A 17,533-nucleotide genomic window follows, 5' to 3' on the forward strand; every position below is an offset into this window, starting at 1 on the left:
AAGCAAGTGTCCCAAGGAAAAGACAGTCAAAAACAGTACCAACCAAAACCCGCGACACCTAGGCCACAGATCCCAGTCAGCCCACACGCTGACCATCCAAACACCCTGTTGAGTTCTCAAACAACACGCCTCAGTCAGATTGAAACCTCTTTGAGATTCCGTCTCCGACCGGAGCGGCTCCAGTAACTTACCAGACCGGTTTTCGGGCCGTTTTGGCCCCCCGATCGATTCGTTCGGAGTTTTACCCTTTTGGTTCTGGGCCAGGGCCTTTCGGCTTTCCTGTCCGTTTCCCCCTCGGGCAAAGACAAATTTACGCGACTGAAAAGCGGGGTTCGCAAGGGGGGTACGTGCTCGGCGCCACACCCCTGCGAACCCCGCGTTTTTGCTGGTCAGTCCGCAAACAGGGCTAGCCCTTGCGGCTTTTGCCCCGTGCTTCCTTCTCTTTCGCGACCCGTTCGAGCAGTTCGGCGCGGCGCTCCTTGCGCTCCGCGAGCCGCTCGTCGGCGCCCTTGCGGTCGCTGACTTCGAATCGGGCGTCGGTCCCTCGGGGCCCGACCGTCGCGATGATGTTCGGGTCGGTCGGCTGCCACTCGAACTCGTAGTCGGCGATGCGCACGAACGAGCCGGGGACCGCCCCCTCCTTCACGAGTGCGTCCTCGATGCCGATGGCGGCGAGCCGGTCGGCGAGGTAGCCGACGGCCTCTTCGTTCTCGAAGTTGGTCTGGCTGATCCAGCGCTCGGGCTTGGCGCCGGTCACGACGAACTCGACGTCGCCTTCGAAGGCCGGCTTCACCCTCTTGATCTCGAAGCCGGAGTCGTCGACGGCCAGCGGGCGGATCACCGCGCGGGTCGCCTCGATCGGCGGCTGGGCGGCGCGGTACTCCTCCACCTCCTTGGCGAAGGCGAAGTTCAGCTCCTTCAGCCCCTCGCGGCTGACGGCGCTCACGGCGTAGACGGGCCAGCCGAACTTCTCCAGGTCGCCGCTCACGTAGTCGGCCAGTTCGCGGCCGTCGGGGAGGTCGACCTTGTTGAGGACGATGACGCGGGGCCGGTCGGCGAGGCCGCCGTACTCGGCGAGCTCGTGTTCGAGGGCCTCGATGTCGGAGACCGGGTCGCGGTCGGATTCGAGATTGGCGGTGTCGACCACGTGCGCGAGGACCGCGCAGCGTTCGATGTGTCGCAGGAATTCGAGGCCGAGGCCCTTGCCGGCCGCGGCACCCGGGATGAGGCCCGGCACGTCGGCGATGGTGTAGGTCGTGGCGCCCGCGGACACGACCCCGAGGTTCGGGGTCAGCGTGGTGAACGGGTAGTCGGCGATCTTGGGCCGCGCGGCCGACATCGACGCGATGAGGGAGGACTTCCCCGCGGAGGGGAAGCCGACGAGGCCGACGTCCGCGACGCTCTTGAGTTCGAGCGTGACGGCGAACTCGTCGCCCGCTTCGCCGAGTTCGGCGAAGCCGGGGACCTTCCGCTTGGAGCTGACGAGAGCGCGGTTGCCGCGCCCGCCGCGTCCGCCTTCGGCGACGGTCACCTCGGAGCCGTTGCCGGTCAGGTCGGCCAGGATCTCGCCGCCGGAGTAGACGACGGTCCCGTTGGGCACGGGCACCCGCACGGACTCGCCGTTGGCGCCGTCGCGGTTGGAGCCCTGGCCGTGTCGGCCGTTGCCGCCCTGGAGCCGGGTCTGGAAGTGGAAGTCCAGCAGCGTGTGGACGTTGGGGTCCACGACGAAGACCACATCACCCCCGTGGCCGCCGTTGCCGCCGTCGGGGCCGCCGAGCGGCTTGAACTTCTCTCGGTGGACCGACACGCAGCCGTTGCCACCCTTACCGGCAATGACCTGGAGATTCACTCGGTCTACAAAACTTGTCACCGGACAAGCGTAGCCACCTCGGGGGACCCCCGGAGACGGTGCCCGCTCTACATGCTAAAGTTTCTCCTCGTGCGAGAGACACCGCCGAAAATCGACGGTGAAACTCAATCATCAAGCGCCGCTAGCTCAACTGGCAGAGCAGCTGACTCTTAATCAGCGGGTTCGGGGTTCGAGTCCCTGGCGGCGCACCACACAGAGGTCCTGGTCACAGGGCCTCTTTTGGTTTCCCCCGAAAGTGGGGTCGGGAGTGCGGAACGGGCCCGGCGATGCCGGACCCGTGCTGCTACTTGGCTGCTACTTGTACTCCGCAAAGAGCTGGTCGCACTGCCTGACGTAGTCCTCCAGGACCGTCAGCGCGGCCTCGTCGTCGATGGCGCCGTCGTACCAGGAGGCGTAGACGGTGAGCTCGATGCTGCCGAGCGCGACGTGGAGGTTCACGGTGCGGTAGGTGTCGTCGCCCGTGGAGTAGAGGGAGCCGGCGTCGCCGAGCGCGGTGTACTCACTGAACTCGTACCCATTCTCCTCGTTGTAGTAGTCCGCGTCGGACTCGATGTAGTAGAGGACGTCGTCAAGCGACTCGTAGTCGTAGAGCCGCATGGTGACCGAGTCGAAGTCCTCGTTGTAGAAGGTGCAGCTCAGCGAGGCGAGGCCGCCGGAGTTGGAGGCGGAGGTGTAGGTCTGGTCGGGGTCGTTCGGGCCGAGGGCCGCTTCGAACGCGGTCATGTCGAAGGCGCTGCACGCGTCGGCGTTGATCTCGACCCCGCCGAGACCCTCGTAGTCGGTATCCCCGCCGTCATCGCCACCGTCATCGCCGCCGCCGTCGTCACCGCCGTCGCCCGCGGTGGTGCCGTCCCCGGAGCCGCCGTCGCCGGAGTTCGACTCGGTGGTCTTCTGCACGACCAGGAGGATCACCGTCATGATGATGACGAGGATGACCAGGATCGCGCCGCCGACCAGCCACAGGTTGTTCTGCTGCTGACCGGGCGGTCGGGGCTGGCCGTACTGCGGCGTGGGGTAGCCCGGTTGCGAAGGGTAGGTCATCTGGGTCCGCTCCCTGGGGATCGATCGTGCTTGGCTCTCACTGTAACGCCGAAGGTCCAACGGGGTTCGCCCGGAGTTTCCCCGCTCGACCGGGGTGAGCGGCGGGGCCGCCCCTAGACTGGTCTCGCCCGGCACGCCGCGGGTCCTCGACCCTCCGAACCCCATGATTGGTCCGCCATGGTCAACGTCTTCCACCAGCACCTCGACGAGCTCAACGACCTCCTGGTCGACATGGCGCGGCGGGTCGGCGACGCGGTCGCCAAGGCCGGGGCGGCGCTCCTGGAGGTCGACACCGCCGCGGCCGAGGCCGTGGTGGCCGCCGACGACGAGGTCAACGCCCTCCAGTTCAAGGTCGACGACCGGATCGTGGAGCTGATGACGCAGTACGACCCGGTGGCGACCGACCTGCGGTTCGTCCTCGGCGCGGTGCGGATCTCGGTGGACCTGGAGCGGATGGGCGACCTCGCCAAGCACGTGGCGAAGTCGGTGCTGCTGCGCGCGCCGGCGCCGGTGGTGCCCGAGTCGCTGCGGGCCGACTTCGCGGCGATGGCCGACGCGGCGGTGCGGATCTCCGAGAAGCTCGTGGGCATCCTCGCCGAGCGCGACTACCTCCAGGCGAGCCAGACCGAGCTCGACGACGACGAGCTCGACGCGATCCAGCAGCGCATCCACGAGCAGTTGCCGAGCCTGGGCTACGGGCCGCAGACGGCGGTCGACGCGGCGCTCCTGGCCAGGTTCTTCGAGCGGTTCGGCGACCACGCCGTGCGGATCTCCCACCAGGTCGTCTACCTCGTGACCGGGGACGTCCACCTCGACCGTTCATAACGGTCTGGTCACAGCAGGACCGAGGCCGGGTTAAACCGCCTGTTCACAGGCTTGCCCCCGGAGGTCTCCGCCTCACTGTCGTGAATCGCGCTCAGGCGTTCACCTTGAGTTCAACTCCAAGTCAGCGGGTGAACACCGTGCCCGGATTTGATGGCTGCGGACAGTGAAGAAGCAGCCCGGCCGACCGCCGGGAGACGGAGTAGAGACCAGCTGTGAACATGAAACTGAACCGCAGAGCCATCTTCGGCGGCATCACCGCCGGCACCCTCGCCCTCGGCCTGGCGGCCTGCGGCGGCGGCAACGACGACAACGAAGGCGGGTCCGGCGACCTCGCGTCCGGCGAGATCAACGCCTCCGGCGCGAGCTTCCCCGACGCCTTCTACGCGGCCGCCATCGGCGCCTACGCCGAGGTGAACCCCGACCTCATCGTGAGCTACAACCCCACCGGCTCGGGCACGGGCAAGTCGGAGTTCGGCGAGCGCCTGAACGACTTCGCCGGCACCGACTCGCTGGTCAAGGACGACGACGGCGTCGAGGCCGGGTCCTTCCAGTACATCCCGACCGTGGCCGCCCCGATCACCGTGTCGTACAACGTGCCCGGTCTCGAAGGCCTGCAGATCGACCAGGAGACCCTGGCCGGCATCTTCCAGGGCGACATCTCCAACTGGAACGACGACGCGATCGCCGCGACGAACGACGGCGCGACCCTGCCGGACCTGGACATCACCCTCGCGGTGCGCTCCGACGGCTCGGGCACCACCACCAACTTCTCGAAGTTCCTCGAAGAGGCCACCGACACCTGGACCCTCGGTTCGGGCGACACCATCGAATGGCCGGGCAACTCGGTCGCCGGTGAGAAGAACACCGGCGTCGCCCAGATCATCCAGGACACCGAGGGCTCGATCGGCTACGTCGACCTCGCCGACGCCTCCGAGGTCGGCCTCGTCACCGCGGCCGTCGAGAACGCCGACGGCGCCTTCGTGGCCCCGTCGCTCGAAGGCGCGACCGCCGCGCTCGACGGCGCCGAGCTCGCCGACGACCTCTCGTACAACCCGCTGAACGCGGCCGGCGCCGAGTCCTACCCGATCACGGCCCCGACCTACCTCCTCATCCGCACCGAGTACGAGGACGCCGCGGTCGCCGCCGGCGTCAAGGAGTTCGTCACCTACCTGCTGACCGACGGTCAGGCCCTGGCCGCCGAGAACAACTTCGCGGCGCTGCCCACGGGTCTCCAGGAGCAGGCCCTCGACGCGCTCAACTCGACGATTGCCGACTAGGAACCCGGATCCGATCACCCCACCGGCGCCGGCGCCGCTGGGGTTTTCGGCCGTTCCGCTGACGAAACCGGAGTGAGAACTTGACCGCTACGGCAACCCCCGAATCCCCCGCCGAGGTCGACCTCGGCGGCGAGGCCCGCGCCCGCCAGGCCGACCGGGGCTTCCGGGCCCTGGTGACCCTTGCCGGACTGACCGTCCTCCTCGTGCTCGGGCTGATCCTCGTCACGACCTCGGTGCGCGGCTGGCCCGCCTTCGTCCACGAGGGCCCGCTCGGCTTCGTGTTCGGCACCCGCTGGGCGCCCAACGACGACGTCTTCGGCACCTTCCCGCTGCTCTACGGCACGCTCGTGACCTCGCTCATCGCGATGGTCATCGCCGTGCCGGTGTCGATCGGCATCGCGCTGTTCATCACCGAGGTCGCCCACCGCAGCACCCGCAAGTACATCGTCACCGTCATCGACCTGCTCGCCACCGTGCCCTCGGTGGTCTTCGGCCTGGTCGGCGTCCTGGTCGTGGTCCCGGCGATCACCCCGGCGTACCAGTGGTTCGCCGACCTGGTCGCCCCGGTGCCCGGCCTGAACGCGGTCTTCGACGAGACCAACACCGGCCGCAACTACATCACCGCGAGCCTGGTCCTGGCGATCATGGCGATCCCGATCATCACCTCGATCGCCCGCGAGGTCTTCGCGACGGTCCCCGAGACCGACAAGCAGGCCGCCTACGCGCTCGGCGCGACCCGCTGGGAGATGGTCAAGGGCGCGATCCTCCCCCACTCCTTCGGGGGCCTGGTCGGCGCCTCGATGCTGGGCCTGGGCCGGGCGATGGGCGAGACCATCGCGGTCGCCCTCGTCATCGGCGGCTCGGTGTCGATGTCCGCCAACCTGTTCGAACCCGGCAACACCATGGCCGCGCTCATCGCCCAGCAGTGGGGCGAGTCCAGCGGCCTGCACACGGACGCGCTCATCGCGATCGGCGTGGAGCTGTTCGCGATCACCGTCATCATCAACTTCCTCGCCCGCCTGGTGGTCCGCCGCGCGGAGATCAAGATGAAGGGGGCCCACTCATGACGAGCCTCAGCACCGCCACGCCCCCGGACCTGTCGGGGCGCAACCTGTCCAAGCGCCGCGCGTTCGCGAACCGGACCGCGACGATCCTCATCGGCCTGTGCGTCCTCATCGCGGCGCTGCCGCTGGTCCTGGTCGTGTGGGAGGTCCTCTCGCGCGGCAGCTCGGCGATGGGCCTGGACTTCCTCGTCGAGGAGATCCCCCGCAACTACCGCGAGGCCGGCCCGGGCATGGGCCCGGCGATCCTCGGCACCCTGACCATCACCGGCATGGCCGCGCTCATCGCGATCCCGATCGGCGTGCTCGGCGCGGTCTACCTCAACGAGTACGGGAAGAACCGGCCGCTCGCGAAGTTCATCCGGACGATGGCCGACGTCATGACCGGCGTGCCCTCGATCGTCATGGGCCTGTTCATCTACGTCTCGTACGTCATCGTGATCGGCGAGAAGAACGGCTTCGGCGGCGCCCTGGCGCTCGCGTGCCTCATGCTCCCGATCGTGATCCGCTCGGCCGAGGAGATGCTGCGGCTGGTCCCCGACGAGCTGCGGCAGGCCTCCGCGGGCCTGGGCGCGCGCAAGTGGCGGACCACGATGACCGTGGTCCTGCCGACCGCGTCCTCGGGCATCACCTCGGGCGCGCTGCTCGCGGTCGCCCGCGCGGCCGGCGAGACCGCGCCGATCATCGTCACCGTGGGACTGACGTACATGTTCAAGCCCGACCTGTTCTACGGCGAGAACACGACGCTGGCGGCGCAGATCTACCGCAACGCCACGCAGCCGTTCGACGCCTCGCAGGAGCGCGCGTGGGGCGCGGCGCTCACCTTGATCGCGCTCGTCTTCCTGTTCACGATCGTGTCGCGGGTCATCTCCTCGCGATTCGCGATCGACAAGCGCTAGCGGTCCGCCGCACCTGGTCTCCGAAACGGGAAGGGCCCCGCCGGTCGGCGGGGCCCTTCCTCGTGTCGCGGCGTCAGCCGAAGCGGCCGGTGACGTAGTTCTCGGTGCGCTCGTCGGAGGGGGTCGTGAAGATCCGCTGCGTGTCGTCGAACTCGACGAGGACGCCGGTGCGGGTGTCGCTGACCTCGTTGACCTCGGTCGAGAAGAACGCGGTCTTGTCCGAGACGCGCGCCGCCTGCTGCATGTTGTGCGTGACGATCACGATCGTGAACTGCTTGGCGAGGTCGACCATGAGCTCCTCGATGCGGGCCGTGGCGATCGGGTCGAGCGCCGAGCACGGCTCGTCCATGAGGACCACCTCGGGTGAGAGCGCGATCGTCCGCGCGATGCACAGGCGCTGCTGCTGGCCGCCGGAGAGCGCCAGCGCGCTCTGCTTGAGCTTGTCCTTGACCTCGTCCCAGAGGGCGGCCTTCTTGAGCGAGTCCTCGACGATGCCGTCGCGCTCGGAGCGGGGCACGCCGTGGATCTTGGGGCCGTAGGCGACGTTGTCGTAGATGGACTTGGGGAAGGGGTTGGCCTTCTGGAAGACCATGCCGATGCGGCGGCGGACCTCGACGGGGTCGACGCCGGGCGCGTAGACGTCCTTGCCGCGGTAGGCGACCGTCCCTTCGACGCGGGCGCCGGGGACGAGGTCGTTCATGCGGTTGAGGGAGCGCAGGAGGGTGGACTTGCCGCACCCGGAGGGGCCGATGAGGGCGGTGATCTCGTTCTTGGCGACGGGGAAGGTCACGCCTTTGACGGCGCGGAAGGAGCCGTAGTGGACGCTGACGTCCCTGATGTCGAAGACGGTGGCGGCGCCGAGGTTCGCGTTGACGCGGTGGGGCGCGGGCTGGGGGGCCGCGCCGATGCGCCTGGCGTCGACGGTGCGGCCGTATGCGGGCGTTGCCGGATCGCTCATGTTCTCTCCTGACTGCTGGGGCGGGAGTGGAGTCGCGGCGGGGCTGGGCCGAATATAAGCGCCGCGGGTGGCTGCGGGCCCGATCGCCGGTGAACGCGGGATGAATCCGGGGGCCCGGGTCGGTCTCGCCCGGACGGCGCGGTCTTGGCGGAAAGTGGACGGGGCGTGTGTCGGGCGGCGATACTGGCGCCATGAAGTTTCTGGTGCGGCTCATCGTCACGGCCTTGGCGCTGTGGCTCGCGACGGCGCTCGTGGGCGGAATCTGGTTGTACGGCGACTCGACGCTGGAGAAGTTCTTCTCCCTGGTGCTGGTCGCGTTGATCTTCACGGCGGTGAACACGTTCGTGAAGCCGCTGATCATGCTCATCGGCTGCGCGCTGTACGTGTTGACGCTGGGCCTGTTCGGGCTGGTGGTGAACGCGCTGATGTTCTGGCTGACCGGCTGGGTGTCGGAGAAGCTCTCGCTGGGGTTCTATGTGGACGGTTTCTGGCCGGCGTTCTGGGGCGCGATCATCGTGTGGCTGTCGATGTGGGTCTTCGACCTGCTGTCGCCGAAGCCGCAGGCGGCCGAGTTACGGCGGGCGCGATGAAGGGGGCGGCTCGGTCGAGTCGCCCCCTTCGTTCGTTCCGGTAAGAAGGGCAGTCCGGTGGACGGCCCGGTGGCGGCGTCGCGGACGTTGTCGTCGCGCTTGGACGCCTTGCCCGGTGTCGCGGTGTTGAACGGGATCGGGCCTTGCGGTCCGGGCGCCTTGCCGAGGCGTCGGCGCATGATGTTGAGGTTGTGCAGTCCTGCCAGCGCGTAGGTTCGGATTCGCGTGTACTGCTTGGTCTTTTTGGCGGTCTTGAGTTTCTCGACCGCGCCGTGGTGGAGTTTGCGGGCGCGGTCGAGTGCCGCGGCCGCTTCGGTGTCGCCTACCGAGAAGGGTGCTATGTGGAGCTGGTTGCCGAGCAGTTCCGTCCAGGCTTCCGCGTCCTTCTTCGCCCTGGCTTTTCGTCGGCGCTTGGTCTCGACCGCGGACAGGAGACCCAGTACCGCGGCGAAGACGAGGACGATCGCGACGATTGCGGCGAAGGCGATGGTAGAGGTTTCAATGGCGTCTTTCATCGTCACCCCCCGTGACCAGTGTTGATGATGCTCGTACGAATATTATTCCATTCCGGCACGCCAATTGTGAAAGTCCCCCTGGTCTGGGCAATTCCGTGAAGTTTCGGGGAAAGGCCGCGGAACGGGCGGCGGCGTGCAGTGGTTCTCATGGCCGCGGGGTACCCGTTCGGGGCCGGTCGGACCGCCCGCGGACCGGGCGGGTTCCGATGCGATTCTCCTCCGGGGGCGGGCGTCGCGGGGGCCTTGGGAACACCCGTTGGAGTGAAACGGGTTCACGAGTTCGGTCGGTGGACTGTGGCTTCGAATTCGGGGGCGGCGGGTTCGCGTTCGGGGCCGGTCTCGGGCGGGTGCGCGGTCATGCGCTTGCCGACGCGCGGCGGATCCTGGCCGAACGTCGCGGCGCAAGGGAGGCGACCGTCCTATTCGAGCCGGGGAGTGGGGGTCGGGGCTGCGCGGGAGGGGGCGTTCGGCGCGTGCGGGGCGTGTGTCCGGAACCTGATAGTGACGGATAGTCGACGTTCGGCTTGCCTTGCGCTCGTTAAGGTAAACACCGTCCTGGGGACTCGAATGCTCCTTGGAAGGAGGAGATCCATGTTGACCCACACATGGAGGAAGAGCAGCAGATCAGGCCCGAACGGGGCCTGTGTTGAGGCCAGGCTCGCGGAAGCGGCCGTGGAGATCAGGGACACCAAGCTGACGGTGAGCCCTGTCCTGCGCGCCAGCCGAGCCGACTGGCTCTCGCTGCTGCGGACATCCGGCAGGTAGAGGACGGGTGAGGGGGCCGCCGCGGCGATGCCGCGGCGGCCCCCTCGCGTCCGGGACCGGGGTGCTCCCGCACCGCTTACAGCGATTTGAGGTGCTGGGCCTGCTGTTCGATGAACTCCAGGCTGCGGCCGGGGTCGAGCGCGGCCGAGCGGAGGTAGCCGAAGATCTCGTGGAAGGGCTGGACGTCCTCGCCCTCTTCGTAGACGTCGCCGTTGTGGCCCTCGATGTAGACGACGTCGGGGTGGCGGTAGCCGGCGTCGACCACGCCTTCGAGCGGGCCGAAGCCGAGGATGGTGAACGAGGAGAGCATCCCCGGGTAGGCGCCGCCCTCGAAGGGCAGGACCTGGAGGTGCACGTTGGGCAGCGAGCCGAGTTCGAGCAGGTTCTGGAGCTGGTCGATCATGACCTTGGGGCCGCCGAGGACGCGGCGCACGGCCGCCTCGTCGATGACGTTCCAGATCTTGAGGTCGCCGCGGAGCCGCTGCTGGCGCTCCATGCGCAGGTCGATCCGCTCCTCCATGAACCGCTGCGACTGCTCGGGGACCATGCTGAAGGTCGCCTTGGCGTACTCGCGGGTCTGGAGGAGGCCGTTGATGATGAGCCCGTCGTACAGGTTGAGGCTGGCGGCGTCCTGCTCCAGGCCGATGTAGGTCGCGTACGGGGGCGAGATGGTGTCGGAGTACCTGGCCCACCAGCCGCGCTTGCGGCCGTCGCGGGCGAGGCGCACGAGCTCTTCGACGAGGTCGGCGTCCTCGACTCCGTAGACCTCGACGAGGGCCTGGACGTCGCGGGGCTTGATGCCGACGCGTCCGAGTTCCATGCGGTAGATGGTGGAGCTGGTGACCTCCAGGGCCGCGGCCGCGTCCTCGGCGGTCCTCCCTGATTCGTCGCGCAGTTCGCGGAGGATCCTCCCCGCGCGCCGGCGTCGGACGGTGGGGCTGCCGCTCGAAGGCATCGCCTTGCCTCCCAACTTCTTCGGCAGATCGCTGTCAGTGTTGTCGTTCGATGTTCCCATTTGACACCCTGATCTCTCCAGACTCGGTGAGGACGCTCCGCCAGCGGCGGACTTCCGTACGCTCGCCCGGTGGGGTCGACGGTGCTCGCCTACGACTGGCGGCATCACCTGGGGCGGGAATCGCCACCCGATCCGGTTATACCTCTTGCATCCAAAATCTGCATGTGCAATTCTACTCTACGGAGGGGCTACCCGCCTCCTCCGACTGTACCGATTCGACACCGCGACTCGGCATCGACCAGGTCCGACCCGGGCCGAAAGGCCCGATCACGTTGGGCCGCAGACGGTCCGAACCGATGTGAAGATCCCGAAAGGCAGCCCGCGTGCGCAGTCCGTACACACTCGACAATCCTCCGCCCAACGAGCCGCCCAGCGAGGTGCTGGTGCCGAGCCTCTGGCGCGTCCAGGTGCGCTGGTGGAATCGGCACACCCCCTCGCTCGACCAGCGCGGCGTCAAGCACCCCGTGTGCGGGCACTGCGCCCAGACCTGGCCGTGCCACTCGTGGGCGTGCTGGGACGGGCAGCTCGGCCAGGCGGTCGGCCCCCGCGCCGAGCAGGCCGCGCCGAAGGCGGCGCCCGCCGCGAACCTGCCCGCGCCCTCGCGCGCGCTGGCCCTGGGCTCCGCGCTCGCCGCCCACGCCGCCAAGGCGTAGCGCCGCGGCGCCCTTTCCCGTCGGGCCCAAGTTCGCCCGATCCAGCGCGTAGCCTCAGCGGCCGCCGTTCGTTAGACCCTGGAGATGATCCGACTCTAGGCGAACTTACGGCTCACCAGCTACGCCGCGAAGGGGAAAGCCGCGCGATGCTGAGCACTCGCAACCTCAAGGCAGGCGACGTCCTGGACGGGCGGTACCGGCTCGATCGCCGCGTCGGCGGCGGCGGCATGGGCGACGTCTGGGAGGGCACCGACACGATCCTGTGGCGCACCGTCGCCGTGAAGGTCCTGCTCGCCGATCTCGTCGACGACCGCGGCTTCCGCGAGCGCTTCCGCCGCGAGGCCCGCGCCATCGCCGTCATGCAGGGCCCCGGCGTCGTCGAGGTGTACGACTACGGCGAGATCGAGGACGAGGACGCGCAGCTCGCGTACCTGATCATGGAGTTCGTCGACGGCAAGCCGCTGTCGCGGCTCCTGGGCCTGTGGGGCAAGCTCGGCGCCGCCGACGCGATGCGCGTGGTCGGCGGCGTCGCCGAGGCCCTCCAGGTGGCGCACAGCGCCGGGATCGTGCACCGCGACATCAAGCCGGGGAACATCCTCGTGCGCGACGACGGCTCGGTCGTCCTGGTGGACTTCGGGATCGCCCACGCCAGCCACAACCTCACGCTGACCACGACCGGGGTCGTGCTCGGCACCGTCACCTACATGTCCCCCGAGCAGGCCGCCGGGGAGAACCTCACCGCGGCCTCCGACCTGTACTCGCTGGGCGTCGTCGCCCACCAGTGCCTCGCGGGGTCGCCGCCGTTCCGCGCCGACACCCCGCTCGGGGTGCTCTCGGCGCACCTGCGCAACGCGCCGCCGCCGCTGCCGCCGGAGGTACCCTACGAGGTCGCCGAGATCGTGCGGCGCTCGCTCCAGAAGTCGCCTTCGGCGCGGTGGCCCGACGCCGCCTCGCTCGCGGCCGCCTGCCGCGAGACGCGCGAGGCGATGCTGGCGCAGCGCCCGGTCTCCTCGCCGGTCAGGACCCAGGTCGAGCCGGCCTCGGTGTCGGGCCCGCGCACCGGCGCCCACCGGCGCCCGTCGGCCCGCATCGAGTATTCGACCGGACAGCACACGCTGCCGCCGCTCACCGGCTCGCACTCGCCCGTGCCGCCACCGCCGCCGCCCGCGCCTCCCGAGGAGGACCGGCCGCGGCGCCGCGGCCTGTGGCTGTCGCTGGCGGGGACGCTCGCGGCCCTGACGGCGCTCGGCGGGATCGTCATGTCGCTGCCGTGGGGCGAGGAGGATCGGCACGGGACCCTGCCCGCCAACGAGACCGACGCCGACGGCGCCGAACTCCAGGGCCAGGAGGGCGACGGCGGCCAGTGGGTCGGCGACGACGAGGAGGCGGGCGAGTCCGCGACGCCGGACCCGACCGCGAGCGTCACGGCCGAGGAGGCCACCTCGCCCGCGTCCGATCCGAGCGAGACCGCCGGCCCGTCGCTGAACCCGACCGGTTCGGCCACGCCGACCGAGAGCAGCACGCCCTCCCAGCCCGCGACGGCGACCGTGCCGAACGTGGTCGCGCAGTCCGAGGCCGACGCGCGCACCCGCATCGAGGAGTCGGGCCTGAGCCCCGCCGTCGACTACGAGGGCGAGGGCGAGGCGCGCTGCTCGGTCGTGCGCCAGTCCCCCACCGCCGGCAGCGAGGTCGACTCCGGGACGACCGTCCAGGTCACCGTCCGCCGCGCCGCCGACGCCGAGGCGTGCAAGCCCGAGTCGGAGGAGACCCCCGGACCCGGCGGGCCCTGAGCGCAGAACGCGAGACGCCCGGCGACCTTTCGGTCGCCGGGCGTCTCGCTTTACCGACTTACTGTCCCGCGGCGTCTCTGGCCGCGGCGAGGTCGTCCAGTGCGGAGAAGAGCGCGTCGAGCGCGGCGCCCTGCTCCTCGTTCGTGCCCGAGGCGCGCGCCTCCTCGTAGTTCGCCCGCGCCGTCTCCACGGCGTCGAGCGCGGCCTCGACCTCGGGCGGCTCCGTCGTCGCCGGTGCCTCGGTCGTGGGCGCCTCGGAAGGCGTCTCGGACGGGGTCTCCGTCGGCGTCTCCGACGGCTCCTCGCCCTCGCCCTCCTCGGCCTGCTCGGCGTCGGTCGGGGCGCCCTCGACGTACTTCTCCACGACCATCGCCACGGCCGCGTCGAAGGAGCTCGCGAAGCCGACGTAGCCGCCGTAGCTGATCGCCACGTTCGTCAGGGTCGGCAGCTCCTCGCCCTGGCCGCCGGCCTGGCGGCGCAGGTACATCGGTTCGAGGTAGAGGATGCCGTTCTCGACCGGGAGCGCGAGCAGGTTGCCCCACTCGACGGTGGTCCCGGCCTGCTGGGCGTCGCGGAGCGTCGTCACCACCTCGGGCGTGGAGGTGATGATCTGGTGGATCTGGCGCACCGACTGGTCGTCGCCGCCCACCACGTCGTAGACCTTGAGCTGCGGATCGCCGTGCTCGTCGTAGTAAGCCGACATCATGCTCGCCAGGGCGTTCTCCCGGTTCCTCGGGGTGAAGGTCCCGGTGAGCTGGAAGTAGGCCTGCTCGCCCTGGTCGGGGTAGGAGGCGTACACGTAGTACGGCGGCTGGCTCACGCTCGTCGGCTGCGAGGGGTCCTCGGGGATCGCCCAGGCCTCGCCGCCTTCGATGAAGGTCCGCGACTCGTTGACGTGGTAGCGCTGGAGCAGGCTCCGCTGCACCTTGAACAGGTCCTGCGGGTAGCGGAAGTGCGAGACGAGCTCGTCGTACTTCGGGTCTTCGAGCTCGGACTTGGGGACGACCAGGTCGCCGCCGTAGATCTCGTTCCAGGCCTTGAGGATCGGGTCCTCGTCATCCCACTCGTACAGGGTCACCGAGCCGTCGTAGGCGTTGACCACGGCCTTGACCGAGGAGCGGATGTAGTTGATCTCCTCGGCCTCCTGGTTGGCGACGCCCTTGCCCGAGTAGGTGTCGTTCGTCGCGTCCGCGACGTTGACCCGGTCGGAGTAGGGGAAGTCGTTGGTCGTGGTGTAGCCGTCGACGATCCACACGATCTCGCCGCCGACGACCGCGGGGTACGGGTCGGCCTCGACGGTCAGGAACGGGGCCACGGCCTGGACGCGGTCGCGGACGTTCCGGTTGTAGAGCAGCTGCGATTCCTCGTTGATCTGGTCGGACAGGAGGAAGCGCGGCTCCTGGAGCTCCCACGCGTACAGCAGGCGCCGGCTCAGGGAGCCGATGTCGACCCCGCCGTCGCCCTCGTAGGTCGTGTAGCGGTCGTCGCCGATCTCCTCGGCGTCCTCCTCGGCGTTGTCGGCGTCGCTCACCGCGACGTCGGTCGGCCGGTCGTACTCGCGGGGCGTCTCGCCGTCGGGGACGCCCACGATCGCGTACTCGTTGTTGAGCAGGCCGTAGTAGACCTGCGGCTGCTCGACCGGGATGATGTCGTTGCCGATGTCGCAGGTGCCCGGGTCGTCGGAGAGCACGCCCGAGGTGAAGCACGGCGAGCCGTTGTCGCTCTCGGTGGTCGAGGCGGACACGAAGCCCCAGCCGTGCGTGTACACGGTGTGCGTGACGGTCCAGTCCTGCTGCTCGTCGGTCAGCTGCGAGGGGTTGAGCTCGCGCAGGCCGACCACGAAGTCCTCGGTGACCTCGTTGCCGTTCGCGTCGGTGTACGTGTACCGGTCGATGTCGAGCTTCTCGTTGAAGTCGTAGAAGCTGCGCGGCTGCTGCGCCTGGGTGAAGGCGTCGGAGACGACGAACGGGTCGATGAGGCGGACGTTCTCGATGGTCGGGTTCGACTCCCCGGCCGCGATCTCCTCGTCGGTGAGCTGGATCTGGCCCGCGTCGGGCCGGGAGTCGACCTCGTAGGTCGAGACCTCCAGGTCCTCCATCCCGTACGCGTACCTCGTGCCGTCGATGGTGTGCTGGGCGTACTCGCCCTCGCGCTGGGGCCGGTTGGGCTCGACCTGGAAGTTGCGCACGACCGCCGGGTAGATCCCGCCGGCCGCGATCGCGGTGACCACGACCAGGCCCAGGGCCGCCGCGGGCAGCGCGAGCGACCTCGTGAAGCCCCACGAGAACACCAGGATGACCACGGCGGCGATCACCGAGACCCAGATGAGCGCGTTCTTGGCGTTCATCAGCGCGGTCATCTCGGTGTAGCCGCCGCCGACGATGTCGGTGACCTGGTTCTCCTGGGTCGTGAAGTTGAAGCGGTCGAAGTAGTAAGCGACGGCCTTGAGCCCCAGGAAGAGCGCCACGAGGACCGACAGGTGGATGCGCGCGACGTTCGTCATCCGCTCGCCGGAGCCGGAGAAGCGCAGCGCCCCGTACAGGTAGTAGGCGCTCAGCGAGGCGAGGATGCCGACGACGACCGCGGCGAAGCCGAAGCCGATGAGGAACTGCCAGAACGGGAGCCGGAAGACGTAGAAGCCCGCGTCCTCCTTGAGGACCGGGTCGGCCCAGCCGAAGTCGCCCCCGGCGCGGAACAGCAGCCAGGTCTCCCAGCGGCTCTGCGCGGACATGCCCGCGAAGACGCCGACGACGGCGGCCACGCCGCCGATCCACCAGCCGGCCTTCGGGGAGATGAGCTCGCGGTAGCGTTCCAGGCCCTCCTGCTCGCTCGTGGCGGGCCAGGTGTCGGGGCGGAAGCGGTAGGCGAGGTAGAGGTTGATGCCGCACCAGGCGGCCATGGCCAGGGCGAAGACCCCGAACATCCCCAGCCGGGTCCACATCATCGTCGAGAACACCGCGGTGTACCCGACCGAGTCGTACCACAGGTAGTCGGTGCGCAGGCTGACGAGCCAGCCGAGGACCGACAGCAGGACTATGGCGCCCACGAGGAGGATCAGGACGTAGCGTCCTCGTCTGCTCATCCGTGGGGGGGTGGGCGTCCGGTTCGCCACTGAAGCAACTCCTTCGGGTCTGGCGGTGCGGGCGGCCGCGGCCGCCCGTCGCTGCGGCCCGCTGCCTGCGGGCCGCGGAACGGCGGGGTCAGCAAGTCGTGACGTCCCCGCCGGCCGCGAGGGTCTCGAGCGCCGAGACGGCGTCTGCGAGCGTCTCGACTTTGACAATAGTCATGTCGTCCGGCGCCACGGTGACGGCGTCCGCACAGTTCGCAGCCGGAGCGAGGAAGACCTCGGCGCCCGCCTCGGCCGAGCCGGCGATCTTCTGCTGGATCCCGCCGATGGGCCCGACGTTCCCTTCAGGATCGATCTCGCCGGTGCCGGCGATGATCCTGCCGTCGGTCAGATCGCCCTCGGTGACCCGGTCGACGATGCCGAGCGCGAAGATCATGCCCGCCGAGGGACCGCCGATGTCGAGCGCCTCGGTGTCGATCTCGATGCCGTACGGGTCCTCGTGCGTGGAGGAGAGGTCGGCCTCCCCCAGGACGACGCCGGGCACCTCCACGGCCTCGCCGCCGCGCGTGACGGTCACCGTGGTTTCGCTCTCGGCGTAATCGGCCAGGGCCGACAGCGAGGTCACCTCGGTCCCGTCGACGGCCGTGACGACGTCGCCGGCGACCAGGCCCCCGGAGTCGGCGACGACCTCGATCGTCGCGGGCTCGCCGAGGTAGGCCAGCGCAGCCTGCTCGGCGTTGGACTGGGACTCGGCCCAGTCGGCCTCCTGCTCCTGGGCGATCTCCTCCTCGGACTCGTCCGGGGGGTAGACCAGGTCGCGCGGGATGATCGCGTACTCGTCGGACATCCAGTACTGGAGGGCCTGCACGAGCGTCACCGACTGCTTGACGCGGACGGTGGTCAGGCGCAGCTCACCCGCCGAGTCGAACTCGGTGTCGGCGCTGATGATCTGGTGGTCGACGCCCTCGACCTGCTCGGAGCCGAGGACGTTCTCGGTCGGGCCGGGGCTGAAGACCACGTAGGCGACGTCCATCGACAGGGACTGCCAGGTGAACAGCGCCACCAGCGCCGCGCCCAGCAGGACGGTGATTCCTCGTCGTCGCACCATTCACTATCCTCGCGAACCGTAGACCGGCACCGGCGGCGATGCCTCATCGTGCATTGGCGGACCCGGCGGCGCGGGCCGCCGGGAGGGGCGCCGCGGCGG

Annotated in this window: 15 protein-coding genes and 1 tRNA gene; 9 read left to right on the top strand and 7 right to left on the bottom strand. The window is 69.2% G+C overall.

The window, feature by feature from the left end:
• Positions 1 to 406 precede the first annotated feature (406 nt).
• A complete protein-coding gene (gene obgE, locus E9998_RS20730) occupies positions 407 to 1,870 on the bottom strand; it encodes a GTPase ObgE (RefSeq protein WP_136531607.1) in 1,464 nt (487 codons plus the stop codon).
• Positions 1,871 to 1,985: 115 nt separating this feature from the next.
• Between obgE and E9998_RS20735 the strand changes: the two genes are divergently transcribed.
• Positions 1,986 to 2,061, top strand: a tRNA-Lys gene (locus E9998_RS20735).
• A 103-nt stretch (positions 2,062 to 2,164) separates the two neighbouring features.
• Here E9998_RS20735 and E9998_RS20740 read toward each other — a convergent pair.
• Positions 2,165 to 2,911 (bottom strand): hypothetical protein, encoded by a 747-nt coding sequence (locus E9998_RS20740; protein ID WP_136531608.1) that lies wholly within the window; start codon positions 2,909 to 2,911, stop codon positions 2,165 to 2,167.
• Positions 2,912 to 3,088: 177 nt separating this feature from the next.
• Here E9998_RS20740 and phoU point away from each other — a divergent pair, with 177 nt between their 5' ends.
• The 4 genes from phoU to pstA all read left to right on the top strand — a co-directional run bounded on the left by phoU (position 3,089) and on the right by pstA (position 6,973).
• Entirely contained in the window at positions 3,089 to 3,736 is a 648-nt protein-coding gene (phoU, locus tag E9998_RS20745) for a phosphate signaling complex protein PhoU (RefSeq protein WP_136531609.1), read from the top strand.
• A gap of 218 nt (positions 3,737 to 3,954) precedes the next feature.
• The gene (gene pstS / locus E9998_RS20750) at positions 3,955 to 5,013 is read left to right on the top strand and encodes a phosphate ABC transporter substrate-binding protein PstS (RefSeq protein WP_136531697.1); all 1,059 of its coding nucleotides are present in this window, start codon (positions 3,955 to 3,957) and stop codon (positions 5,011 to 5,013) included.
• An 80-nt stretch (positions 5,014 to 5,093) separates the two neighbouring features.
• Complete coding sequence (gene pstC, locus E9998_RS20755) at positions 5,094 to 6,080, top strand: phosphate ABC transporter permease subunit PstC (protein ID WP_136531610.1); 987 nt, start codon at positions 5,094 to 5,096, stop codon at positions 6,078 to 6,080.
• Positions 6,077 to 6,973, top strand: a complete 897-nt coding sequence (gene pstA / locus E9998_RS20760; protein ID WP_136531611.1) for a phosphate ABC transporter permease PstA — start codon at positions 6,077 to 6,079, stop codon at positions 6,971 to 6,973. Before pstC ends, pstA begins: the two co-directional genes overlap by 4 nt.
• Positions 6,974 to 7,046: 73 nt before the next feature.
• On the opposite strand, the gene pstB is transcribed toward pstA, so the two are convergent.
• On the bottom strand, positions 7,047 to 7,931 hold the full coding sequence (gene pstB / locus E9998_RS20765; RefSeq protein WP_136531612.1) for a phosphate ABC transporter ATP-binding protein PstB: 885 nt from the start codon (positions 7,929 to 7,931) through the stop codon (positions 7,047 to 7,049).
• A 191-nt stretch (positions 7,932 to 8,122) separates the two neighbouring features.
• Here pstB and E9998_RS20770 point away from each other — a divergent pair, with 191 nt between their 5' ends.
• Positions 8,123 to 8,521 (top strand): phage holin family protein, encoded by a 399-nt coding sequence (locus tag E9998_RS20770; RefSeq protein ID WP_136531613.1) that lies wholly within the window; start codon positions 8,123 to 8,125, stop codon positions 8,519 to 8,521.
• Here E9998_RS20770 and E9998_RS20775 read toward each other — a convergent pair.
• Positions 8,404 to 9,042, bottom strand: coding sequence for a hypothetical protein (locus E9998_RS20775; protein ID WP_136531614.1), 639 nt, complete (start codon positions 9,040 to 9,042; stop codon positions 8,404 to 8,406). The two genes, E9998_RS20770 and E9998_RS20775, sit on opposite strands and share 118 nt — an antisense overlap.
• A 585-nt stretch (positions 9,043 to 9,627) precedes the next feature.
• Here E9998_RS20775 and E9998_RS20780 point away from each other — a divergent pair.
• A complete protein-coding gene (locus E9998_RS20780) occupies positions 9,628 to 9,801 on the top strand; it encodes a DUF397 domain-containing protein (RefSeq protein ID WP_204745576.1) in 174 nt (57 codons plus the stop codon).
• 76 nt (positions 9,802 to 9,877) lie between these two features.
• On the opposite strand, the gene E9998_RS20785 is transcribed toward E9998_RS20780, so the two are convergent.
• Positions 9,878 to 10,816, bottom strand: coding sequence for a helix-turn-helix domain-containing protein (locus E9998_RS20785; RefSeq protein ID WP_158299912.1), 939 nt, complete (start codon positions 10,814 to 10,816; stop codon positions 9,878 to 9,880).
• A gap of 323 nt (positions 10,817 to 11,139) precedes the next feature.
• On the opposite strand from E9998_RS20785, the gene E9998_RS20790 reads away from it, so the two are divergent.
• Together E9998_RS20790 and E9998_RS20795 are read left to right on the top strand one after the other, a co-directional pair.
• On the top strand, positions 11,140 to 11,469 hold the full coding sequence (locus E9998_RS20790; protein ID WP_136531617.1) for a hypothetical protein: 330 nt from the start codon (positions 11,140 to 11,142) through the stop codon (positions 11,467 to 11,469).
• A gap of 146 nt (positions 11,470 to 11,615) precedes the next feature.
• Positions 11,616 to 13,259: a serine/threonine-protein kinase gene (locus E9998_RS20795; RefSeq protein ID WP_136531618.1), complete on the top strand. Its 1,644-nt coding sequence runs from the start codon at positions 11,616 to 11,618 to the stop codon at positions 13,257 to 13,259.
• 58 nt (positions 13,260 to 13,317) lie between these two features.
• On the opposite strand, the gene E9998_RS20800 is transcribed toward E9998_RS20795, so the two are convergent.
• Positions 13,318 to 16,341: a UPF0182 family membrane protein gene (locus tag E9998_RS20800; protein ID WP_136531619.1), complete on the bottom strand. Its 3,024-nt coding sequence runs from the start codon at positions 16,339 to 16,341 to the stop codon at positions 13,318 to 13,320.
• 118 nt (positions 16,342 to 16,459) lie between these two features.
• Positions 16,460 to 17,434, bottom strand: coding sequence for a YlbL family protein (locus E9998_RS20805; RefSeq protein WP_204745577.1), 975 nt, complete (start codon positions 17,432 to 17,434; stop codon positions 16,460 to 16,462).
• Positions 17,435 to 17,533 lie beyond the last annotated feature (99 nt).

The sequence above is a fragment of the Glycomyces paridis genome (genome assembly GCF_004912155.1).
In the GTDB taxonomy this organism is placed as follows: domain Bacteria; phylum Actinomycetota; class Actinomycetes; order Mycobacteriales; family Micromonosporaceae; genus Glycomyces; species Glycomyces paridis.